Raw genomic sequence first — 22,577 nt, 5'->3', positions numbered from 1 at the left:
TCGGTTTCCGTGCGACGGCCGGCGGGTGTCGATCGGCTGTACAGCATGTGCCCGATCCGGTACGCCTCGTGACCGATGCTGTCCGGCGGGCAGAGTAGCCCGACATCGACGAGTCGGCCACCCGGTGCGCGAGGATGGTGGCCATGAACGCCATCATCTCCGCATCCGAACTCGCGAGCGACCTGGCGGGCGCGAACCCGCCGGTCCTGCTCGACGTCCGCTGGCAGTTGAGCATGGCCAAGGCGGCCGGCGCGCCTTCGTTCGACGGCCGCGCCGAGTACGCGGCCGGGCACATCCCGGGTGCCGTCTTCGTCGACCTGGACAGGGAACTCGCCTCCGCGCCGGGCGGGGGCGGGCGGCATCCGCTGCCGGACATCGCGGAGTTCGGTGCCGCCATGCGCCGGGCGGGCGTGTCGTCCGGGCGGCCGGTCGTCGTGTACGACGGCGGGCAGGGCTGGGCCGCGGCCCGTGCCTGGTGGCTGCTGCGCTGGACGGGTCACCCGGACGTGCGAGTGCTCGACGGCGGGTTGCCGCACTGGGAGGGCCCGCTGTCGACGGACCTGCCCGCGCCGGCACCCGGCGACTTCGTACCGGCATCCGGTGCGGCGGGGCTCCTGGACGCCGACGCGGCAGCGGCACTGGCCCGGTCCGGGGTGCTGCTCGACGCGCGGGCGGGGGAGCGGTACCGGGGTGAGGTCGAGCCGATCGATCCGGTCGGCGGTCACATCCCGGGCGCCCTGTCCGCACCGACCACCGACAACGTGGCGGCGGACGGCCGGTTCCTGCCCGCGGAGGAACTGCGCGCCCGGTTCAAGACGCTGGGTGCCGCCGACGGCAGCGAGGTCGGCGTCTACTGCGGCTCGGGCGTCTCCGCCGCCCACGAGGTGCTGGCGCTGGCGGTGGCGGGCATTCCGGCCGCGCTGTACGTGGGGTCCTGGTCGGAGTGGTCGTCCGACCCGCAGCGGCCGGTCGCCGTGGGACCGGACCCCCAGTAGACCGGCCGGGAACGGAGCAGGGCCGCACCCGTGCGGGGCGGCCCTGCTCCGTCTCACTCCTGCTTCTTCCGGCGGGTCCCGAACACGATCTCGTCCCAGCTCGGCACCGCCGCGCGGCGGCCCGGACGGACCCCGTCGGCCTCGGCCTGGCGGTCGGTGGCGCCGACCAGCCGGTCACGGTGGCTGCCCACGGAACGGGGCATGAGGACGTCGGCGTAGGCGGAACCGGCCGACGCGGCGGGCGCCGGGGGCTCCTCCGCCACGGGCTCTTCCTCGTCGGGCTCCTCCGGCGTCTCCGAGGGACGCTCGGGGACGACCAGGTCGCCCCGGAAGCTCGGTACCGCCTCCAGCAGGCTGGTCAGCGAGTCCCGCTCGCGCTCGCCCGTGCTCTCCTCGGCCGGCTCGGACGCCTGCGAGGGCAGGCTCGGCCGCTCCCGGTGCTCCCGGTCGAGGGACCGGTCCAGCGGCCGGTCGCGCGGCAGCCGGGCGATGCGCGGGACGAACGGGAAGCTGGGCTCGGGCGCCGCGAGGTCGTCGGACTCGCCGATCAGCGCGCGTGCCTCGTCGTCGACGGCCTGGACGAGCCGCCGGGGCGGGTCGTACGTCCAGCTCGCCGAGTGCGGTTCGCCCGCCACCCGGTAGACCAGCAGGACCTCCCACGTGCCGTCGTCGCGGCGCCAGGAGTCCCACTGGACGGTGTCCTTCTCGGCACCGCGCAGCAGCAGCCGCTCCTGCACGGCCTCACCGAGGGGTGGACCGGAGTTCTCGCCGGGGCGGCGGACGGGGGTCTTGCGGGCCCGCTCCGCCATGAAGGCGCGCTCGGCCAGCACGGGACCCTCGAAGCGCCGTACGCGATCGACGGGGATGCCGGCCATCTGGGCGACCTCTTCCGCGGTCGCACCGGCTCGTATACGCGCCTGGATGTCGCGGGGGCGGAGATGGCTCTCCACCTCGATCTCGATCTGGCCGAGGCGGGGACGGTCGCCGCGCACGGCGGCGCGGAGCCGTTCGTCAATCGGAAGCGTGTACTCCGTGCTGTCCGCAGCCTTCAGCACCAGCCGTGTGCCGTCATTCGAGACGGCCACGACACGCAGTTCGGGCATGGGGACCTCCCGGGTGGTGCCTGCCGACGTCACGTGCGTCGCTGCTTCCGCTCTGTCGAGTGTGGCCTGCCCGGGTGCAGCCTGCCACAACCTTGCCGAGTTGCCCGGCGTGTCGGGCGCGGGCCCTGGATCGCCGTTATGGCACGGTTACCTGTTCGCAACGCTAAGTGACCAACTCCGTCACCCTGTGCAACTAGCCCCCTCCCGGCGGTCCTTCAAGGCCCTGGACCCCCGGTCGGGAGACCGGACCCAGGGCTCGCAACAGTACTCCATTCGGGCCACGTGCGTGGATTGGCGCGCCGTCCAACTTCTGGCGGGAGGCGGCACTTGGCCGTCCCTGGTGCGATTCCCGCGATCTCCGGCGTGTCGTATTTCACGCAATCACCAGAAACGGAACTAATGGTTTCGTCCGTACGTCCCCTTCTCGTGCAGTTGATCAACCACGTACGGGAAAGACAGGCAAGGTCCGGGGATGCGTGAAAGGCCCGATGTCGTCGATGGGACGGATGTGCGGACGGAGGCGGAGGGGGAGCGCAAGCGGATCGACCTGAGCGTGCCCCAGGTCGCGGGCAGCGCCCTGGCGGCGGTGATCGCCGCCAAACTGGCCTCGTCCTTCGGCGTCTACGGCACGATCCTCGGCGCCGGCCTGGTCAGCGTCATCGCCACCTGCGGCGGCACGCTCTTCCAGCACTTCTTCAAGCGGACCGGGGAACAGATCCGCAGCACCGCGGTGGTGACCCGGGAGCGGAGCGGGACGCACACCAGGACGCAGGCCGTGGAACCGGCCAGGAACCAGGCCGGGGGGCAGGCGCCACCGGCTCCCGGCGAGTTCACCGAGGGCACCGTCTACCGCGCGCGGGTCAAGAGCTGGAAGCGGCCGCTGGTCGCGGCGGCTGTGGTGTTCGGCGTCACGATGACCGGCATCACCGTGTACGAACTCGCCTCCGGCCACAGCATGAGCGGCGGCGGCAGCACGACCGTGGGCAACGCCTTCTCGGGCGGCAGCGGTTCCTCCTCGGACTCGGGAAGCACCGGGGACGAGGAGGACACCGGTGACTCCGGGACCTCGGGCACCTCCGGGAACGCGGGGAACTCCGAGGAGCCCGGTTCCGGCGGGGGCGCGCCGACGGACGCTCCGTCCGGCACGGCCGGGGAGACCGGCGGCACCGAGCCGTCGGGCAGCGCGTCGCCGGACGGCGGCGGCACCGCGCCCAGCCCGACGCCCACCCCCGGGGCCACGGAGGGCGAGGTCTCCGGCGACGCCACGGGCCCGGCCCCCGACGCCTCGGCTACGGCCCCAGAACCCTCCGCAAGTAGTCGTTCTGGAACAGGCGATCAGGGTCCAGGCGGTCCCTCAGCGCCGTGAACTCGGTGAAGCGCGGATACACCCGGGAGAGGTACTCGGTGTCCCGGGTGTGCACCTTGCCCCAGTGCGGCCGCCCTTCGTGCGCGGTGAAGATGCGCTCGGCGGCCGTGAAGTACGCCCGGTAGGGCGTGCCCTGGAACATGTGGACGGCGATGTACGCGCTGTCGCGGCCGGAGGCGGTGGACAGCGTGATGTCGTCGGCCGGCGCGGTGCGCACCTCGACCGGGAAGCTGATCCGCAGCGGCGACCGGTCGACCATCGTCTTCAGTTCGCGCAGCGTCTCGACGACGGCCTCCCGCGGAACGGCGTACTCCATCTCCACGAAGCGCACCCGGCGCGGAGATGTGAAGACCTTGTACGGAATGTCGGTGTAGGTCCGCGCCGACAGCGCCCTGCTGGAGATCCGGGCGATCGCCGGCACGGTGGCGGGCACCGCGCGCCCGACCCAGTTGGCCACCTGGAAGACGCCGTTGGAGAGGAACTCGTCCTCGAACCAGCCCTGGAGCCGGCCCACCGGCCTCTCCGGGCCCGCGCTTCGGTTGTTGCGCTTGGTGTTGGTGCTGCCGGTGTGCGGGAACCAGTAGAACTCGAAGTGCTCGTTCTCGGCCCACAGTTCGTCGAACTCGGCGAGGACCCGGGCGAGGGGCATGGGTTCCTCGCGGGCCGTGAGCAGGAACAACGGCTCCACGGCGAACGTGATCGCGGTGACGACGCCCAGCGCGCCCAGGCCGATGCGGGCGGCGGCGAAGACGTCCGGGTTCTCCTTCTCGGAGCAGGTGAGGACCGAGCCGTCCGCCGTGACCAGTTCCAGGCCCCGGATCTGGGCGGCGATCGAGGCGGAGTCGCGGCCGGTGCCGTGCGTGCCCGTGCTGGTGGCTCCGGAGACCGTCTGCTCCATGATGTCGCCCATGTTGGCCAGCGACAGCCCCTCGCGCGCGAGGGCCGCGTTGAGCCTCTTGAGCGGGGTGCCGGCCTCGACCGTGACCGTCATGGCATCGCGATCGATGGCGCGGATACCCGTCAGCAGGTGAGGGCGTATCAGCACGCCGTCCGTCGCGGCTATGGACGTGAAGGAGTGGCCGGTGCCGACGGCCTTGACCCGCAGCCCGTCCTCGGCGGCCGCACGCACCGCCTCGGCCAGCTCCTCGACGGAGGCGGGAGCGACCTCCCGCAGGGGATGCGCCGAGACGTTTCCGCCCCAGTTACGCCACGTGCCGCTCTTCCCGCTCGCTGTGCCGACCAACGGTCCCTCCCCGACGCGGAGCCGGCCGCTTGAGCCGGCGGTACCCGAGGAAACCGACCGCGACCGCGACGGCCCCGGCCACCGCCGGAACCCCGTACCCCGTGCGCGCCCCGGCCTCGTCGATCACCCAGCCGCCCGCGGAGGAGCCGAGCGCGACCCCCACCGCCAGCCCGGTGCTCACCCAGGTCATGCCCTCGGTCAGCTGCGCGCGCGGTACGTGCTCTTCGATGAGGGACATGGTCGTGATCATCGTGGGAGCGATGGACAGACCCGCAACGAACAGCGCCACGGCCAGAAACGGCAGGTTCCCGACCAGTAGGAGGGGGATCATACTCACGGCCATCGCACAGACGCCCAGCAGCCAGCGGCGCTCCGGCGCCCCCGCGAAGCGCAGCAGCCCGAAGACCATGCCCGCGACGCAGGAGCCGGCCGCGTACACGGCGAGCACGAGACTGGCCGCCGCCTTGTGCCCCTCCTCCTCGGCGAACGCCACCGTGACCACGTCGACCGCCCCGAAGATCGTCCCCGTCGCCACGAACGTGGCCACCAGGACCTGCAGGCCGGGAGAGCTCAGCGCCGTGCCGCCGCCGTGCTTCTCGCGCGGGTGCGGCTCGGGCTCGGTGGCGCGCTGCGCGGTCAGCCAGAAGACGCCGGTCGCCAGGAAGCAGGCGGCCAGCAGCGGACCGGCCTCCGGGAACCACGCCGTGGACAGGCCGATGGAGATGATCGGCCCGAAGATGAAGCAGACCTCGTCCACCACGGACTCGAAGGAGTACGCGGTGTGCAGCTGCGGGGTGCCCCGGTACAGGGCGGCCCAGCGGGCCCGGACCATCGCGCCGACGCTCGGCACGCAGCCGATGCCGACACAGGCCACGAACAGCACCCAGTCCGGCCACTCGTAGTGCGCGGCCGCCAGCAGCACGGCCGCGGCGGTGAGCGACACCAGCGTCGCCGGGCGCAGCACCCGCCGCTGCCCGTACCGGTCCACCAGCCGCGAGACCTGCGGTCCCGCCACGGCGGCGGCGAGCGCGATGGTGGCCGACAGGGCGCCGGCCAGCCCGTACCGCCCGGTCAGCTGGGAGATCATCGTCACCACGCCGATGCCCATCATCGACAGCGGCATCCGGCCGAGGAAGCCCGCGGTGGAGAAACCCTTCGTGCCGGGGGCGGCGAACAGGGCGCGGTAAGGGCTGGGCAACGAGGACTCCGAAGCGGCTCAGTAAGGTGCGAACGCAACCAATACAGCTTACTGGTCAGATAATCGTCATGTAACCCTCACGCACCCCCCTTGTGGACCCTCCGGACGCGCGGGTGCCCCCGCCGTTTCCGGGCTGTCAGTGCCGGGTGGCAGGATCGAGGCATGCCAGACGTGCTCGATGCCACCCCCTACGACGCCCTGCTCCTGCTCTCGTTCGGAGGTCCGGAGGGCCCGGACGACGTGCTCCCGTTCCTGGAGAACGTGACGCGCGGACGCGGCATCCCCAAGGAACGCCTGAAGGAAGTCGGCCGGCACTACTTCCTCTTCGGCGGGGTCAGCCCCATCAACGACCAGAACCGCGCCCTGCTGGACGCCCTCCGCAAGGACTTCGCCGAGCACGGCCTGGACCTGCCCGTCTACTGGGGCAACCGCAACTGGGCGCCGTACCTGACGGACACCCTGCGTGACATGGTCCGCGACGGCCGCCGCCGCATCCTCGTCCTCGCCACCAGCGCCTACGCCTCCTACTCGGGCTGCCGCCAGTACCGCGAGAACCTCGCCGACGCCCTGGCGACCCTCCAGGCCGAGGGCCTGGAGCTGCCGAAGATCGACAAGCTGCGGCACTACTTCAACCACCCGGGCTTCGTCGAGCCCATGATCGACGGTGTCGTCCGGTCCCTCGCCGACCTCCCCGAGGACGTCCGGGACGGCGCGCACATCGCCTTCACGACCCACTCGATCCCGACCTCGGCGGCCGACACCTCCGGCCCGGTCGAGGAGCACGGCGACGGTGGTGCCTACGTCCGGCAGCACCTGGACGTGGCCCGGCTGATCGCCGACGCGGTCCGCGAGCGCACCGGCGTGGACCACCCCTGGCAGCTCGTGTACCAGTCGCGTTCCGGAGCCCCGCACATCCCGTGGCTGGAGCCCGATATCTGCGACCACCTGGAGGAGCGGCACGCGGCCGGCGTCCCCGCCGTCGTGATGGCCCCCATCGGCTTCGTCTCCGACCACATGGAGGTCCTGTACGACCTCGACACCGAGGCCAGGGCCAAGGCCGAGGAGCTGGGTCTGCCGGTGCGCCGCTCGGCGACCGTCGGTGCCGACCCGCGCTTCGCCGCCGCGGTGCGCGACCTCGTCCTGGAGCGGGCCGCCGGCGAGCGCGGCCAGGAGGTCGCGCCGTGCGCCCTCGGCGCCCTCGGCGCGAGCCACGACCTGTGCCCGGTGGGCTGCTGCCCCGCCCGCACCCCGCGCCCCGCCGCCGCGGGCGCCGACAGCCCCTACGCGTGAGGAGTGCCGTGACCGACGTGACCGACCCTCTGCACGCGGAACTGCTGGAGATCGCGCAGGAGGCCGCCCGCCGCGCCGGCGAGCTGCTGCGGGACGGCCGCCCGGCCGACCTCGCGGTCGCCGCCACCAAGTCCAGCCCCATCGACGTCGTCACCGAGATGGACATCGCGGCCGAGAAGCTGATCACCGGCCTGATCGCCGACCGCCGCCCGCAGGACGGATTCCTCGGCGAGGAGGGTGCCGCCACGCAGGGCACGACCGGCGTCCGCTGGGTCATCGACCCGCTCGACGGCACGGTCAACTACCTGTACGGCCTGCCCACCTGGGCGGTCTCCATCGCCGCCGAGCGGGACGGCGAGACCGTCGCCGGGGTGGTCGCGGCGCCGATGCGCGGTGAGACGTACCACGCGGTGCGCGGCGGCGGGGCCTGGGCGACGGGCGCCTGGGACGGCGAGCGCCGGCTCGCCTGCCGTCCCTCGCCGCCGCTGGACCAGGCCCTGGTCTCCACGGGCTTCAACTACGTCGCCGAGGTCCGCGCCGAGCAGGCGGAGATCGCGCGCAGGCTGATCCCGCTGGTGCGCGACATCCGGCGCGGCGGCTCGGCCGCGATCGACCTGTGCGACGTGGCCGCGGGACGCCTCGACGGCTACTACGAGCGCGGGCTGCACCCCTGGGACCGCGCGGCGGGCGATCTGATCGCCCGGGAGGCGGGCGCCGTGACCGGTGGACGCCCCGGAGAGCGCCTGTCGGGAGAGCTGACGATCGCTGCCAGTCCGGGTGTCTTCGAGCCCCTCCAGCGCCTCCTGGAGGACTTCGGCGCCTGACGGCTCCGCCCGCTCCGCCCCGGCGGGAGCGGTCGGGCGCCCCGGGGGCGGACGAACGCGAAAAGGGAGCGCCCCGGCACCGGATCCGCCGGGGCGCCACCGCTCACGGACCGGTCAGACGCCGGTCGTGCCGACCTCCACGCCGTGCTCGGCAGCGAGACGGCGCAGGTCGTCGAGCTCGCCGAGCTCCACCTCGACGAGGAAGTCGTCGCCCTCGTCGCGGGCCCGCGAGAGGTCGGACTCGGTCGTCTTTATGCGCTGCAGAAGTCCTGCGGTGAAAGCGTCCATGCTGCGCCCCCTCGTCCTGGGTCGTGGGTCGGTGGCACGGGGGTGTGCCGTTCGGAAGGGGCGATCACGTCTCCGGTGGAGTGCCCAGCGCTGCCCTGCTGGGCGGCGACGGTGCCGGACACCCACGCCCGCTCTGCGGAAGCGGACCGAGGCGTACCGCTTGGTCGTGCGGTACAGACAGAGCGTGATCGCGGGATGTAAAGCGGTCCTCCCCCTGCTCCCTCCCGCGGAAACCTCAACCGCACGGGAAAATCTCGCATTCCCGTTCCCGTGACGGTTCTTCTTCCCGGTTCCCCGCCGGTTCCCCGCTGGTTCCCTGGGGTTGCGCACCAGCCCCTCACTCGTCTTACAGCCGACTTATGGCCGAAAAGGGCAGGATGGAGGTCAACACACCCACGAGCCCCCTGCCCTCGTGCGCCCGAGCGGCGCTACGCGGGTGGACACAGGAAGGACAAGCGACGTGCGCGTACTCGTCGTCGAGGACGAGCAGCTGCTCGCCGATGCGGTGGCCACCGGACTGCGCCGGGAGGCCATGGCCGTCGACGTCGTGTACGACGGTGCGGCCGCCCTCGAGCGCATCGGCGTCAACGACTACGACGTGGTCGTCCTCGACCGCGACCTCCCCCTCGTGCACGGCGACGACGTGTGCCGCAGGATCGTCGAGCTGGGCATGCCCACGCGCGTGCTGATGCTCACGGCGTCCGGCGACGTCAGCGACCGCGTCGAGGGCCTGGAGATCGGCGCCGACGACTATCTGCCCAAGCCCTTCGCGTTCAGCGAGCTCATCGCGCGCGTCCGCGCCCTCGGCCGGCGGACCAGCGTGCCCCTGCCGCCGGTCCTGGAGCGTGCCGGGATCAAGCTCGACCCCAATCGCCGCGAGGTCTTCCGTGACGGCAAGGAGGTGCAGCTCGCGCCCAAGGAGTTCGCCGTGCTGGAGGTGCTCATGCGCAGCGAGGGCGCGGTCGTCTCCGCGGAGCAGCTGCTGGAGAAGGCCTGGGACGAGAACACCGACCCGTTCACCAACGTGGTGCGCGTGACCGTGATGACCCTGCGCCGCAAGCTGGGCGAGCCGCCCGTCATCGTGACGGTCCCCGGTTCCGGCTACCGGATCTGATCGACGTGGCTGGCACACCCGCGCCTCCCCAGGCACCCCCGAAGCCCACCTGGGACCCCCGGCCGACCACCCCCTTCCCGTGGCTGCGCCCGACCATCCGGATAAGGCTCACGCTGCTGTACGGCGGCATGTTCCTGATCGCCGGCATCCTGCTGCTGTCGATCATCTACCTGCTGGCGGCCCAGGCGCTGAACGTGGGCAGCGACCTTCCCTTCAAGATCACCGAGGGCAAGGTCACCAGTGAGATCTGCACCCTGCCCGACCGGGCCCCGCCCAGCGAGTTCAACAGCGCCATGAACGACTGCGTCAACGAGCAGCGCCAGCACGCCCTGGACAGCCTGCTCAGCCGCTCCCTCCTGGCACTGCTCGGGCTCGCAGTGATCGCGTTCGCCTTCGGCTACGCCATGGCCGGCCGTGTCCTGTCCCCACTGGGCCGGATCACCCGCACCGCCCGCGCCGTGGCCGGATCCGACCTGTCCCGCCGGATCGAGCTGGACGGCCCGGACGACGAGCTGAAGGAGCTGGCGGACACCTTCGACGACATGCTGGAGCGGCTGCAGCGGGCGTTCACCGCCCAGCAGCGCTTCGTCGGCAACGCCTCGCACGAGCTGCGGACGCCGCTGGCGATCAACCGCACGCTCCTCGAGGTGCACCTGTCCGACCCGGGCGCCCCGGTGGAGCTCCAGCAGCTGGGCAGGACCCTGCTGGCCACCAACGAGCGCAGCGAGCAGCTCGTCGAGGGCCTGCTGCTGCTCGCCCGCAGCGACAACCAGATCGTCGAGCGCAAACCGGTGGACCTCGCCGAGGTCGCCACCCAGGCCATCGACCAGGTGCACGCGGAGGCGCAGGCCAAGGGCGTGGAGATCCGCGGCAGACGCGAGCCGGCGGTCGTCCAGGGCAACGGCGTCCTGCTGGAGCGGATCGCCCTGAACCTCCTGCAGAACGCCGTGCGCTACAACGTGGCCGAGCAGGGCTGGGTGGAGGTCACGACGGCGGTGGAGAACGGTCAGGCGGTCCTGGTGGTCACCAACACGGGCCCGGTCGTGCCGGCGTACGAGATCGACAACCTCTTCGAGCCGTTCCGGCGGCTGCGCACGGAGCGCACGGGGAGCGACAAGGGCGTCGGCCTCGGCCTGTCCATCGTCCGGTCCGTGGCCCGGGCCCACGGCGGGCACATCTACGCCCAGCCGCGCGAGGGGGGAGGCCTCGTGATGCGAGTCACGCTGCCCGTCTGAGATCATGACCCCGCCCGTTTCACCGGGTCCTGGGATGTTCGCTTTGCGCGGAATTTTCGGACCGGCGGCCGGTCGCTCGCATGTGTGATCGATCACAGCGACGCTATTTCGGCCATCTACTCTCCGTGATCATGCACCCTGGCGGAAAGCCGGGAAAATCCTGGTTTTCAGGGGTCCTGATCACGGGAAGTACACGGTGAGACGCCTTTGAAGTGCGGCCTTCGGACCGTGTACGGTCCCCATCGCCATCCAAGCCGATCACTCATGAGGAGTCCGGTTGGGTGTCGATTGAGTAACAGACCTTGATGTGAGGCAAAATCTCCGCCTCGGGTCGGGCACAAGTCCGGCCTCTCACGCGTTACGTGCGCTGGAGACACCGCAGACACCCAGAGGGGGAGAGCGACATGGCAACCGATTACGACACTCCACGCAAGACCGACGACGACGTCGACTCGGACAGCCTCGAAGAACTGAAGGCTCGGCGGAACGACAAGTCCGCCTCCGCAGTGGACGTCGACGAGTTCGAGGCCGCAGAGGGCCTCGAGCTCCCCGGCGCCGACCTCTCGAACGAGGAGCTGGCCGTCCGTGTGCTGCCGAAGCAGCAGGACGAGTTCACCTGCATGAGCTGCTTCCTGGTACACCACCGCAGCCAGCTGGCCCGGGAGAAGAACGGTCAGCCGATCTGCCGCGACTGCGACTGAGGCGGGGTCGGCCGTGACCGGCTCGACCCCTCCCTGGAAGCGCCGCTTCTCCCGAGGAGCGGACGAAGGGCCGTCCGACGGCCCGCACGGCGCGCGTGACGACGAGCGAGGCCCAACCGGCACGGGGGCGGCCTCGCTCGAACCGGCGGCCGGCCGGGGTGACCTCCCGGCGACCGTGGAGCCTCCGGTGCCCGCTGCCCGGCGCCGGGCAGCGGCGCTCCGGTACAGGGCCCGGGAAGGCGTCCGCAAGGGCGGCGACCGCGCCAGGGCAGCCCTGGGGCACCTCGCCGACCGGATCATCGAGATGGCCCCGCGGATCCCCGTACGGGACCTGGCGACGCTGCGCAGGCAGTTCCCCGGCCTCGGACCCGAGGAGCTCGCGGACCGGCTCGTGGCCGGCGCCGCCAGGGCCACGGCGACGGTCGGAGCGGGGATCGGAGCGGCCGCGATGCTTCCCGTGCCGCCGGCGATGCCCACGGAACTGGCCGCCGAGATCACCGGCGTCGCGGCGATCGAGCTGAAGCTGATCGCCGAACTCCACGAGGTGTACGGCGTACGCCCGCCGGGCAACCTCGCGCAGCGCAGCACCGCGTATCTGAACTCCTGGTCGGACGAGCGCGGCATCGACGTGACGAAACCCTCGACCGTCAGCTCGGCGCTGAACGGCCCCATGAAGCGTCATCTGCGCCAGCAGATCATGAAGCGGATGGTGCGGAACCTGCCGAACCTGATGCCGTTCATGGTGGGCGCCGCCGTCGGCGCCGTGATGAACCGCCGCGACACCAGGAAACTGGCCGACCGCATCCGAGCCGACCTGCGCAAGAGGCAGGTGCCGTGGGACGCCCTGGAGGGACTTCCCGCCCTGGAGCGACCGCGGGACGCGCTGGACATGGGCGACCTCGTGAAGGACCCCGGACACCGCCGCGACGGCACCGGGGACTGACCTCCGTGACGCCCGCGCTAGACCGCGGCCTTCGCCGTCCTCAGCGCCTCGGCCAGACGCTCCGGTTCCCGGGTCGACAGGTAGAGGTACGGGGTCGGGTCGTCGGGGTCGGTGACCTCGATGCGCACGGCCGTCGGGATGTAGGCGCGCAGCAGGAGGAAGGCGCGGGTGTCGGCCTTGTACGTGCGCCAGGCCCGGGCCTCCTCCGGGTCCAGGATCTCCGCCTCGCCGAGGGCCGTGACCGGGACCTTCGCGTCGCCCGCGACCAGCGAGCCGCCCACGACCCGGATGCGGACCGCGCCGTACGAACTGGCGGCGACCGCCGCCACCGCCGTGCCGCCGGCCAGCCCGCCGAGAATCGGCAGGGTGCCGAAGGGCACCAGCATCAGCGCGATGGACAGACCCACCAGCAAGGAGATCAGCCACCAGGAGCGGGGCGCGGTGAGGCGTTCTTCGTACGGGGTGGCGGAGAGCTGCATGGAACCAGCTTGGCACGGTGTCGGCCCCGGGCCGACGCGCGGGTAAGGTCTGCGCCTGTGAGTGGTACTTCCCCGGCTCTTCAGCCCCCCGCCGACGCGACGAAACCCGTACGGCACCCCGACGCGCCCGCACCCGGCGAACTGCTCGGCGCGCACTACGGCCAGTGCTTCGGCTGCGGCGGCGACCAGCCCCACGGACTGCACCTGCAGGCGCGGGCCGGCGAAGACGTGTCGATCACCGCGGAGTTCACCGTGCAGCCCGCCCACCAGGGCGCACCCGGCCTCGCCCACGGAGGCGTGCTGGCCACCGCCCTGGACGAGACGCTCGGCTCGCTGAACTGGCTGCTGCGGACGATCGCGGTGACCGGACGGCTGGAGACCGACTTCCTGCGGCCCGTGCCCGTCGGCACGACACTGCACCTCCAGGCCGAGGTGACCGCGGTGGCCGGGCGGAAGATCTACTCCACCGCCACCGGCCGGATCGGCGGGCCCGACGGCCCCGTCGCCGTCCGCGCCGACGCGGTGTTCATCGAGGTCAAGGTCGAGCACTTCGTCAACCACGGCCGCGAGGCGGAGATCCGCGCCGCGATGGACGACCCCGACCAGCTCCGCCGCGCCCGCGCCTTCGAGGTGAACCCGTGAGCCGCCCCGAGCTGGAGGTCCTGATCCGGCGGGTCGACCCGGACGTACCGCTTCCGGCCTACGCGCAGCCGGGCGACGCGGGCGCCGACCTGTGCACCACGGTCGGCTGCGAACTCGCCCCCGGCGAGCGTGCCGTCCTGCCCACGGGGGTGTCTGTGGCGCTCCCCGAGGGGTACGCGGCCTTCGTGCACCCGCGATCCGGTCTCGCCGCCCGCTGCGGTGTCGCCCTCGTGAATGCCCCGGGGACGATTGATGCCGGGTACCGTGGGGAGATCAAGGTGATCGTGGTGAATCTCGATCCGCGCGAGAGCGTGCGGTTCGAGCGCTTCGACCGGATTGCCCAACTGGTCGTCCAGCAGGTCGAGAGGGTCCGCTTCCGTCAGGTGGCGGAGCTTCCCGACTCGGCGCGGGCCGGAGGGGGCTTCGGGTCCACCGGCGGACACGCCGAGACGGACCCGGCAAGCGGCACAAGCGGTCAGGTCGCCGAGGGCGGCCCGACGGGTGGGAATCGATACGCTTCGGTCGTATCCGACCGGGAAGGACAGTGACGTGTTCGGACGTCGCAAGAGGAAGGGTGCCGCCGAGGACGCGGCCGGCGAGGCCGAGCAGGTCGTCGACAGCGTCGACACCGAGGCGGACACCGAGGGCGAGCGGGTGCGGCTCGAACCCGAACCGCGGCCCGACGGGCCCTGGGACAGCACCGAGGTCCGCGACCCCGCCGAGGGCCGGGTCGACCTGGGCGGCCTGTTCGTACCCGGGGTCGAGGGCATGGAACTGCGCGTGGAGGTCGCCGGCGACGCGATCGTCGCGGCGACCGTCGTGCTGCGCGACAGCGCCATCCAGCTGCAGGCCTTCGCCGCGCCCAAGCGCGAGGGCATCTGGGGCGAGGTGCGCGAGGAGATCGCGGCCGGCATCACCCAGCAGGGCGGCATCATCGACGAGGTCGAGGGCCCGCTCGGCTGGGAGCTGCGGGCCCAGGTGCCGGTGCAGCTGCCGGACGGCACGGGCGGCTTCCAGGTCGTGCGGTTCGTCGGCGTGGACGGTCCCCGCTGGTTCCTGCGCGGCGTGATCTCCGGCCAGGGCGCGGTGCAGCCGCAGGCCGCGGGACTGCTGGAGCAGATCTTCCGGGACACCGTGGTGGTCCGCGGCGAAGGCCCGATGGCGCCGCGCGACCCGATCGTCCTGAAGCTGCCGAACGACGCGCAGATGGTCCCCGAGGGCGTCCAGCAGGAGGAGGGCTCCCGCTTCTCCGGCGGCATGGGCCAGCTGCAGCGCGGACCGGAGATCACCGAGGTCCGGTAACGGACCCCGGCCCCGCAGGCACGCGCAGGACGGCCCGCGCCCCGCAGCACTCGGGAGCGCGGGCCGTTTTGTCATGTGCGGGGCGTTGTCTTTCGACGGACGGCCGACGTCATTCGGCCGGCGCCGTCACGCGGTGGGAGCCGACCCGCGCAGTCCCTGAGGCGCCGGTCCGTGTCGTCCGTCAGGCGCCGGCCCGCGGACTGCCGGATCGGCGCCCGTCCTGCACGGGCCCGGACCGGGCCGGGCGGACGCCCACCCGTCGTCAGGCCCGCGGACCGTCCCCGGCACGATCCCGTCCGGACCGTTGAACGTCCCCCGCCCGCTGGCGATACTGGCGCCCGGATCCGGCGGGGGAGGGCGTATGCGTCAGGTGGTCACCGAGACCATGGTGCGGGTCGAGGACGTGCACAAGTCGTACGGCCACGGCACCGCCGCCGTCCACGCCCTGCGCGGGGTCTCCTTCGAGGTGCCGCGCGGAGAGCTCGTCGCCCTCAAGGGGCGGTCGGGATCCGGCAAGACCACGCTGCTCAACATCGTCGGCGGCCTCGACGTCCCCGACGCCGGGCGGGTCGCCGTCGACGGCCGTGACCTGGCCGGGCTGGACGAGGACGGGCTGCTCGCCCTGCGCCGGGACCGCATCGGTTTCGTCTTCCAGTCCTTCGGGCTCGTCCCGATCCTCACGGCCGCCGAGAACGTGGGCGTGCCGATGCGGCTGCGCCGGGTCGCCCCGCGCGAGCGGGAGGAACGCGTCGAGCTGCTGCTGTCCCTGGTCGGCCTCGCCGACCACGCCGCCCAGCGGCCCGGCGAACTGTCCGGCGGGCAGCAGCAGCGGGTCGCCATCGCCCGCGCCCTCGCCAACAGCCCCGCGCTGCTCGTCGCCGACGAGCCGACCGGCCAGCTGGACGCGGAGACGGGCCACGCCGTGATGGAGCTGCTGCGCGCGGTCGTCCACAGCGAACGGGTCACCGCCCTGGTCGCGACGCACGACGCCACCCTGCTCGACCTGGCCGACCGGGTGCTGGAGCTGCGCGACGGGCAGATCGCCGAGTCCTGACCGCCGCGGGCGTCAGAGTTGCGTCAATGACGGCCCCGGCGCCGCACCCCGCCCCGTTATGTCGGGATTGTTGGCCGTAAGGTCGACGCTGCGCAGTCAGCAGTGACCGGAAGACAATGGGGCCATGGGACGCGGCAAGCTTCGGATCTACCTCGGTGCGGCGCCGGGCGTCGGCAAGACGTACGCCATGCTGGCCGAGGCGCACCGCCGGGTGGAGCGCGGCACCGACTGCGTCGTGGCGTTCGTCGAGCACCACGACCGGCCACGCACCGAGGTGCTGCTGCACGGCCTCGAGCAGGTGCCGCGCCGGGAGCTGGAGTACCGCGGCGCGGTGTTCACGGAGATGGACCTCGACGCCGTGCTGGCCCGCGCCCCCCGAGTGGCCCTGGTCGACGAACTGGCGCACACCAACGTGCCCGGCACGCGCAACGCCAAGCGGTGGCAGGACGTGGAGGAGCTGCTGGCCGCCGGGATCGACGTGATCTCGACGGTCAACATCCAGCACCTGGAGTCACTCGGCGACGTGGTCGAGTCGATCACCGGGGTGCGCCAGCAGGAGACCGTCCCGGACGAGGTCGTGCGGCGCGCGGACCAGATAGAGCTCGTCGACATGTCGCCCGAGGCGCTGCGCAGGCGCATGGCCCACGGCAACGTCTACCAGCCCGACAAGGTCGACGCGGCCCTGTCGAACTACTTCCGGCCCGGCAACCTCACCGCACTGCGCGAGCTGGCGCTGCTGTGGGTCGCCGACCGGGTCGACGAGTACCTGAAGCAGTACCGCAGCGAGCACCGGGTGTCGAAGATCTGGGGCTCGCGCGAGCGGATCGTGGTCGGGCTGACCGGCGGTCCGGAGGGCCGGACGCTGATACGACGGGCCGCGCGGCTGGCGGAGAAGGGGGCGGGCGGGGAGGTGCTGGCCGTGTACATCGCCCGCAGCGACGGACTGACCTCGGCCTCCCCGAAGGAACTCGCGGTGCAGCGGACCCTGGTCGAGGACCTGGGCGGCACCTTCCACCACGTGGTCGGCGACGACATACCGGTCGCCCTGCTCGACTTCGCGCGCGGCGTCAACGCCACCCAGATCGTCCTCGGCTCCTCCCGGCGCAAGACCTGGCAGTACGTCTTCGGGCCCGGCGTCGGCGCCACCGTCGCCCGCGAGTCCGGCCCCGACCTGGACGTCCACATCGTCACCCACGAGGAGGTCGCCAAGGGGCGCGGGCTGCCCGTGGCCAGGGGCGCGCGCCTCGGGCGCTCCCGGATCGTCTGGGGCTGGGCCGCCGGCCTCGTCGGCCCGCTGCTGCTGACGCTGCTGCTGAACACCGTCCACCTCGGGCTCGCCAACGACGTCCTGCTCTACCTGGCGCTGACCGTGGCCGCCGCCCTGCTCGGCGGCCTGTACCCGGCGCTCGCCTCCGCCGCGATCGGGTCCCTGCTGCTGAACTGGTTCTTCACACCGCCGGTCAACCGCATCACCATCGCCGACCCGAAGAACATCCTCGCCCTGGCGATATTCGTGGGCGTCGCGGTGTCCGTGGCCTCGGTGGTCGACCTCGCGGCCCGCCGCACCCACCAGGCCGCCCGGCTGCGCGCGGAGTCGGAGATCCTGTCCTTCCTCGCCGGCAGCGTCCTGCGCGGCGAGACCAGCCTGGAGGCGCTGCTGGAACGGGTCCGCGAGACCTTCGGCATGGAGTCCGCCGCCCTGCTGGAACGGCAGGGCGACGTGGCGCCCTGGACCTGCGCCGGCCGGGCCGGCCTCGGCCCCGCCGTGGAGCGGCCCGAGGACGCCGACGTGGACATGCCGGTCGGGGACCACATGGCCCTCGCGCTGACGGGCCGCGTCCTGCCCGCCGAGGACCGCCGGGTGCTGGCCGCCTTCGCCGCCCAGGCCGCCGTCGTACTGGACCGGCAGAGGCTGCGCGAGGAGGCCGACCGGGCCCGCGCGCTGGCCGAGGGCAACCGCATCCGCACGGCCCTGCTGGCCGCCGTCAGCCATGACCTGCGAACGCCGCTCGCCGGGATCAAGGCGGCGGTGACGAGTCTCAGGTCCGACGACGTGGCCTGGTCCGAGGAGGATCAGGCGGAGCTGCTGGAGGGCATCGAGGACGGCGCCGACCGCCTCGACCACCTCGTGGGCAACCTGCTCGACATGTCCCGTCTGCAGACCGGCACCGTCACCCCGCTGATCCGCGAGATCGACGTCGACGAGGTGGTCCCGATGGCCCTCGGCGGGGTGCCCGAGGGAAGCGTCGAGCTGGACATCCCCGAAACGCTGCCGATGGTCGCCGTGGACGCCGGGCTCCTGGAACGGTCGATGGCCAACCTGGTGGAGAACGCCGTCAAGTACAGTCCGGCCGGCCGGACCGTCCTCGTCTCCGCCAGCGCACTCGGCGACCGCGTCGAGGTCCGGGTCGTCGACCGGGGGCCGGGGGTGCCGGACGACGCGAAGGACCGTATCTTCGAGCCCTTCCAGCGCTACGGCGACGCCCCGCGCGGCGCCGGCGTCGGCCTCGGCCTGGCCGTGGCCCGCGGCTTCGCCGAGGCCATGGGCGGCACCCTCAACGCCGAGGACACCCCCGGCGGCGGCCTCACCATGGTCCTCAGCCTCCGCGCGGCGGGCACCACCCCTGAACTCCTCGGCACCACGACAGCAGAAAGGCAGGCCACATGCTGAGCCCGACCGGGGGGACTCCCCAGGCCCCCACGAGGGTGCTCGTGATAGACGACGAGCCGCAGATCGTCCGCGCCCTCGTGATCAACCTCAAGGCGCGCCGCTACGAGGTCGACGCCGCCCACGACGGCGCCACCGCCCTCCGGCTCGCCGCCGCCCGTCACCCCGACGTGGTCGTGCTCGACCTGGGCCTGCCCGACATGGACGGCGTCGAGGTGATCAGGGGCCTGCGCGGCTGGACCCGGGTGCCGATCCTGGTGCTGTCCGCCCGGCACTCCTCCGACGAGAAGGTCGAGGCGCTGGACGCGGGCGCCGACGACTACGTCACCAAGCCCTTCGGCATGGACGAGCTGCTGGCCAGGCTGCGCGCCGCCGTCCGCCGGGCCGAGCCGGTGCCGGCCGACGGGGACGACGTGATCGTGGAGACCGAGCAGTTCACCGTCGACCTGGCCGCGAAGAAGGTGAACCGGGCCGGGAAGGACGTACGGCTGACGCCCACCGAGTGGCATCTGCTGGAGGTGCTGGTGCGCAACACCGGCCGGCTGGTCGGCCAGAAGCAGCTGCTCCAGGAGGTGTGGGGGCCGTCGTACGGGACGGAGACCAACTACCTGCGGGTCTATATGGCGCAGCTGCGCCGCAAGCTGGAGGCGGACCCGTCGCATCCGCGGCACTTCATCACCGAGCCGGGCATGGGGTACCGGTTCGAGAAGTGAGCATTCCGATACCGGCCCCGGAGGGGGTGCCAGCCGCTTGGCATGCCCCGGTACGCTTCAGATATGAGTGCTGTTCCTCGTTCCGACAAGCCGGTGGGCCGGTTCCGGCGCATGCTCGACCGGCTCTCCTCATCGCAGGAGGACCTGGAGTCCGAGGAGCTGCGGGAGGACGCCGAGACCGCCGGCTGTACACGTATCGGTGACTGCCAGGACCGGCAGATCGTCACGGTTACTGGTACCTTGCGCACGGTCACCCTCCGACCACGCGCGGGAGTCCCGGCCCTGGAGGCCGAGCTGTTCGACGGCTCCGCCGCGCTGGACGTGGTGTGGCTGGGCAGGCGCTCGATCGTCGGCATAGAGCCGGGGCGCAAGCTCATCGCATCGGGCCGGATCTCGATGAGCCGGGGCCGCCGGGTGCTCTTCAACCCGAAATACGAACTGCGACCCCTCGGACGGGAGTAGCCGGTGACGTCCCTCGACAAGCCGACCGGAGACACTGAAGCGGAAGCGGGCGACGCGCGGGCGGTGACGGAGGCCGCGCTCTTCGAAGCCTTCGGTGGCGTCCGGGGCATGATCGAGACGGTCCTGCCGGGTCTCCTGTTCGTCACCATCTACACGATCAACAACAACCTGCACCTGTCGGCGATCGCGGCCCTCGGCGTGTCGCTGGTGCTGGTCGTGGTCCGCCTGGCGATGAAGGACACCGTCAAGCACGCCTTCAGCGGCGTCTTCGGGGTCGCCTTCGGCGTCGTCTTCGCGATGATGACCGACAACGCCAAGAACTTCTACCTGCCCGGCATGCTCTACACGCTGGGCCTGGGCCTGGCGTACATCATCACGACCCTGGCCGGCGTGCCGCTGATCGGTCTGATCCTCGGCCCGGTCTTCAAGGAGAACCTCTCCTGGCGCACCCGCAACCCCGGCCGCAAGAAGGCGTACGCGAAGGCCAGCTGGGCCTGGGGCCTGATCCTGCTCGCCAAGTGCGCGATCCTCTTCCCGCTGTACTGGTGGGCCGACACCGAGCAGCTCGGCTGGGTCCTGGTCACCCTGAAGATCCCGCCCTTCCTGCTCGCCGTCTGGCTGACCTGGGTGTTCCTGGCGAAGGCGCCGGCCCCCATCGACGTGTTCGCGGAGATGGAGGCGGCGGAGAAGGCCGAGCAGGAGAAGGCGGAGCGGGACTCGCTGCGGCGGCTCACGGACGGCGAGGGCGGCACCGCCGACTCTCCGGGCGGCAGGCACCGCAAGGCGTGACCGCCGGCGGCCTCACCGCCCGGCGGCGGGGTGCCGTGCTCGTGGGGGCATAGAGACGCTCGGCCGTACGGTGCCGTACATGCGGACGCGTGCTCGGCCGGACATGACGACGCGTGCCCGGCCGGACATGACGACGCGTGCTCGGCCGGACATGACGACGCGTGCTGGGCCGGACATGACGACGGTGGGGCGCCCGGGATCCCCGGGCGCCCCACCGTCGTCATGTGCTCCTGCGGCGGTCAGCTCACCGCGTCGCTCCGCCGCGCCGACAGCAGGTCCTCCAGCTGCTCCTCGCGGGCCTGCGCCGCGACGAACAGCAGCTCGTCGCCGGCCTCCAGGGAGTCCTCCTGGGTCGGCGTCAGCACGCGGGTGCCGCGGATGATCGTGACCAGGGACGTGTCCTCGGGCCACTGGACGTCGCCGACCTGGGTGCCGGCCAGCGCCGACTCCTCCGGCAGGGTCAGCTCGACGAGGTTGGCGTCCCCGTGGCTGAAGCGCAGCAGCCGGACCAGGTCGCCGACGCTCACCGCCTCCTCGACCAGGGCCGACATCAGCCGCGGGGTCGAGACGGCGACGTCCACGCCCCAGGACTCGTTGAAGAGCCACTCGTTCTTGGGGTTGTTGACCCGGGCGACGACGCGCGGAACGCCGTACTCCGTCTTGGCGAGGAGGGAGACCACCAGGTTGACCTTGTCGTCGCCCGTCGCGGCGATGACGACGTTGCAGCGCTGCAGCGCGGCCTCGTCCAGGGACGTGATCTCGCAGGCGTCGGCGAGCAGCCACTCGGCCAGCGGGACGCGCTCGACCGAGATGGCGGTCGGCGCCTTGTCGATCAGCAGGACCTCGTGGCCGTTCTCCAGCAGTTCGCCCGCGATCGAGCGGCCGACCGCACCGGCTCCGGCAATGGCGACCCTCATCAGTGACCGCCCTCCTTCTCGGGTCCCGTGGCGAACGCCGCCTCGACCTTGTCGACCTCGTCGGTGCGCATCATCACGTGCACCAGGTCGCCCTCCTGCAACACCGTCTGCGAGCTGGGCAGGATCGCCTCACCGAGCCGGGTGAGGAACGCCACCCGCACGCCGGTCTCCTCCTGGATCCGGCTGATCTTGTGGCCGACCCAGGCGGTCGAGGTGTGCACCTCGGCGAGCTGGACACCGCCGGTGGGGTCGCGCCACAGCGGCTCGGCCCCCGAGGGAAGCAGCCGGCGCAGCATCTGGTCGGCCGTCCAGCGGACGGTGGCGACCGTGGGAATGCCGAGGCGCTGGTAGACCTCGGCGCGGCGGGGGTCGTAGATGCGGGCGGCGACGTTCTCCACGCCGAACATCTCACGGGCCACGCGGGCGGCGATGATGTTCGAGTTGTCACCGCTGGAGACGGCGGCGAAGGCGCCGGCCTCCTCGATGCCCGCCTCGCGCAGGGTGTCCTGGTCGAAGCCGATCCCGGTCACCCGGCGGCCGCCGAACGCCGAGCCGAGGCGACGGAAGGCCGTGGGGTCCTGGTCGATCACGGCGACCGTGTGCCCCTGCTGTTCCAGGGTCTGGGCGAGAGCGGAGCCCACGCGCCCGCAGCCCATGATGACAATATGCATCGCGTCACACCGTGCTTCCTACGGGCCCTGTGACCTTCGTGAATGTCCTGCTCATGTCTCTCTTTCGGCTCGCCTGGCGACGTGTCGCGGCCGGTGTGCGGGCCGCGGGGGAACATCATGCCGGTGGGCACCGGCCGTGACGCGCCTCGGGGCCCGGGATGCCGGGTTCCCCTGTCCACGCCCAACGTATCGGCAAGCCTCCCCGAGCCACAGGGGCTGGGGACCCGGGGAGCCTACCCGCCCCACCCGCCCTGCTCGGCACCCGCCCCGCTCGCTCCCGTACTCAGCCCTCGTACTCACCGCCCCCGTACTCACCCCCCGGCCGAGGACCGGCGGCGGCCGATGCTGCGGATGCTGGCAAGTGTCAGGAATCCGAGGCCGACGAGCGTGGCGGCGCCGCCGATCATCTCCGCGGTCAGATGCATGGAACCTCCAGGGGGCGGCAACCGCCGGGAAGCGGGCGGCGTTTTGTCATATAGGCATGCGAACCCCGCAGCCTGCGGAATCCGCAGCCGCACCGCCTCCGCGATTCACCCGGAGAGCAGACGGCGGGCGGATCAGGGGTGGCGGGTGGGCGACC

The 22,577-nt window shown here is 72.1% G+C and carries 23 protein-coding genes; 16 read left to right on the top strand and 7 right to left on the bottom strand.

Annotation, left to right across the window (positions count from 1 at the left end; all coding sequences use genetic code 11):
• Positions 1-143: 143 nt before the first annotated feature.
• Positions 144-995, top strand: coding sequence for a sulfurtransferase (locus H0H10_RS03055; protein ID WP_188179218.1), 852 nt, complete (start codon positions 144-146; stop codon positions 993-995).
• A 53-nt stretch (positions 996-1,048) separates the two neighbouring features.
• On the opposite strand, the gene sepH is transcribed toward H0H10_RS03055, so the two are convergent.
• Positions 1,049-2,098 (bottom strand): septation protein SepH, encoded by a 1,050-nt coding sequence (sepH, locus tag H0H10_RS03050; protein ID WP_188179217.1) that lies wholly within the window; start codon positions 2,096-2,098, stop codon positions 1,049-1,051.
• 472 nt (positions 2,099-2,570) lie between these two features.
• On the opposite strand from sepH, the gene H0H10_RS03045 reads away from it, so the two are divergent.
• The gene (locus H0H10_RS03045) at positions 2,571-3,464 is read left to right on the top strand and encodes a hypothetical protein (protein ID WP_188179216.1); all 894 of its coding nucleotides are present in this window, start codon (positions 2,571-2,573) and stop codon (positions 3,462-3,464) included.
• On the opposite strand, the gene H0H10_RS03040 is transcribed toward H0H10_RS03045, so the two are convergent.
• Positions 3,388-4,707 carry a D-arabinono-1,4-lactone oxidase gene (locus tag H0H10_RS03040; protein WP_188179215.1) on the bottom strand — a complete coding sequence of 440 codons (1,320 nt, stop codon included), beginning with the start codon at positions 4,705-4,707 and terminating at the stop codon, positions 3,388-3,390. The two genes, H0H10_RS03045 and H0H10_RS03040, sit on opposite strands and share 77 nt — an antisense overlap.
• Positions 4,667-5,905 (bottom strand): MFS transporter, encoded by a 1,239-nt coding sequence (locus H0H10_RS03035; RefSeq protein ID WP_188179214.1) that lies wholly within the window; start codon positions 5,903-5,905, stop codon positions 4,667-4,669. Before H0H10_RS03035 ends, H0H10_RS03040 begins: the two co-directional genes overlap by 41 nt.
• Before the next feature lie 162 nt (positions 5,906-6,067).
• On the opposite strand from H0H10_RS03035, the gene H0H10_RS03030 reads away from it, so the two are divergent.
• Both H0H10_RS03030 and H0H10_RS03025 read left to right on the top strand, forming a co-directional pair.
• Entirely contained in the window at positions 6,068-7,195 is a 1,128-nt protein-coding gene (locus H0H10_RS03030; RefSeq protein ID WP_188179213.1) for a ferrochelatase, read from the top strand.
• Between the two features lie 17 nt (positions 7,196-7,212).
• Entirely contained in the window at positions 7,213-8,019 is an 807-nt protein-coding gene (locus tag H0H10_RS03025) for an inositol monophosphatase family protein (RefSeq protein ID WP_188179241.1), read from the top strand.
• A 114-nt stretch (positions 8,020-8,133) separates the two neighbouring features.
• Here the strand turns inward: H0H10_RS03025 and H0H10_RS03020 are convergent, their stop codons facing one another.
• Complete coding sequence (locus tag H0H10_RS03020; protein WP_188179212.1) at positions 8,134-8,307, bottom strand: hypothetical protein; 174 nt, start codon at positions 8,305-8,307, stop codon at positions 8,134-8,136.
• 460 nt (positions 8,308-8,767) lie between these two features.
• Between H0H10_RS03020 and H0H10_RS03015 the strand changes: the two genes are divergently transcribed.
• From H0H10_RS03015 to H0H10_RS03000, 4 genes are all read left to right on the top strand, one after another.
• Positions 8,768-9,421, top strand: coding sequence for a response regulator transcription factor (locus H0H10_RS03015; RefSeq protein WP_007387794.1), 654 nt, complete (start codon positions 8,768-8,770; stop codon positions 9,419-9,421).
• Between the two features lie 5 nt (positions 9,422-9,426).
• Entirely contained in the window at positions 9,427-10,656 is a 1,230-nt protein-coding gene (locus H0H10_RS03010; RefSeq protein ID WP_188179211.1) for a sensor histidine kinase, read from the top strand.
• A gap of 404 nt (positions 10,657-11,060) precedes the next feature.
• Complete coding sequence (locus H0H10_RS03005) at positions 11,061-11,357, top strand: DUF4193 domain-containing protein (protein ID WP_003993510.1); 297 nt, start codon at positions 11,061-11,063, stop codon at positions 11,355-11,357.
• 13 nt (positions 11,358-11,370) lie between these two features.
• On the top strand, positions 11,371-12,300 hold the full coding sequence (locus H0H10_RS03000) for a hypothetical protein (RefSeq protein WP_188179210.1): 930 nt from the start codon (positions 11,371-11,373) through the stop codon (positions 12,298-12,300).
• Between the two features lie 17 nt (positions 12,301-12,317).
• On the opposite strand, the gene H0H10_RS02995 is transcribed toward H0H10_RS03000, so the two are convergent.
• A complete protein-coding gene (locus tag H0H10_RS02995; protein WP_188179209.1) occupies positions 12,318-12,779 on the bottom strand; it encodes a DUF3093 domain-containing protein in 462 nt (153 codons plus the stop codon).
• Between the two features lie 57 nt (positions 12,780-12,836).
• Between H0H10_RS02995 and H0H10_RS02990 the strand changes: the two genes are divergently transcribed.
• From H0H10_RS02990 to H0H10_RS02955, 8 genes are all read left to right on the top strand, one after another.
• Positions 12,837-13,421: a PaaI family thioesterase gene (locus tag H0H10_RS02990; protein ID WP_188179208.1), complete on the top strand. Its 585-nt coding sequence runs from the start codon at positions 12,837-12,839 to the stop codon at positions 13,419-13,421.
• Positions 13,418-13,969: a dUTP diphosphatase gene (gene dut, locus H0H10_RS02985; RefSeq protein ID WP_309141719.1), complete on the top strand. Its 552-nt coding sequence runs from the start codon at positions 13,418-13,420 to the stop codon at positions 13,967-13,969. Before H0H10_RS02990 ends, dut begins: the two co-directional genes overlap by 4 nt.
• A gap of 1 nt (position 13,970) precedes the next feature.
• Entirely contained in the window at positions 13,971-14,723 is a 753-nt protein-coding gene (locus H0H10_RS02980) for a DUF3710 domain-containing protein (RefSeq protein WP_188179207.1), read from the top strand.
• Between the two features lie 361 nt (positions 14,724-15,084).
• Positions 15,085-15,777 carry an ABC transporter ATP-binding protein gene (locus H0H10_RS02975; protein ID WP_188179206.1) on the top strand — a complete coding sequence of 231 codons (693 nt, stop codon included), beginning with the start codon at positions 15,085-15,087 and terminating at the stop codon, positions 15,775-15,777.
• Between the two features lie 124 nt (positions 15,778-15,901).
• Positions 15,902-18,448 carry a DUF4118 domain-containing protein gene (locus H0H10_RS02970; protein WP_188179205.1) on the top strand — a complete coding sequence of 849 codons (2,547 nt, stop codon included), beginning with the start codon at positions 15,902-15,904 and terminating at the stop codon, positions 18,446-18,448.
• Positions 18,442-19,158, top strand: coding sequence for a response regulator (locus tag H0H10_RS02965; protein ID WP_188179204.1), 717 nt, complete (start codon positions 18,442-18,444; stop codon positions 19,156-19,158). Before H0H10_RS02970 ends, H0H10_RS02965 begins: the two co-directional genes overlap by 7 nt.
• Before the next feature lie 63 nt (positions 19,159-19,221).
• On the top strand, positions 19,222-19,620 hold the full coding sequence (locus tag H0H10_RS02960) for an OB-fold nucleic acid binding domain-containing protein (RefSeq protein WP_188179203.1): 399 nt from the start codon (positions 19,222-19,224) through the stop codon (positions 19,618-19,620).
• A gap of 3 nt (positions 19,621-19,623) precedes the next feature.
• Positions 19,624-20,409: a DUF3159 domain-containing protein gene (locus H0H10_RS02955; protein WP_188179202.1), complete on the top strand. Its 786-nt coding sequence runs from the start codon at positions 19,624-19,626 to the stop codon at positions 20,407-20,409.
• Positions 20,410-20,648: 239 nt separating this feature from the next.
• On the opposite strand, the gene H0H10_RS02950 is transcribed toward H0H10_RS02955, so the two are convergent.
• A complete protein-coding gene (locus H0H10_RS02950) occupies positions 20,649-21,326 on the bottom strand; it encodes a potassium channel family protein (protein ID WP_188179201.1) in 678 nt (225 codons plus the stop codon).
• The gene (locus tag H0H10_RS02945; RefSeq protein ID WP_188179200.1) at positions 21,326-21,997 is read right to left on the bottom strand and encodes a potassium channel family protein; all 672 of its coding nucleotides are present in this window, start codon (positions 21,995-21,997) and stop codon (positions 21,326-21,328) included. Before H0H10_RS02945 ends, H0H10_RS02950 begins: the two co-directional genes overlap by 1 nt.
• Positions 21,998-22,577: the final 580 nt, after the last annotated feature.

It is taken from the genome of Streptomyces griseicoloratus (genome assembly GCF_014534645.1).
GTDB classification, from domain to species: Bacteria; Actinomycetota; Actinomycetes; order Streptomycetales; family Streptomycetaceae; genus Streptomyces; species Streptomyces griseicoloratus.
This window is presented reverse-complemented; position numbering and strand designations above follow the sequence as displayed.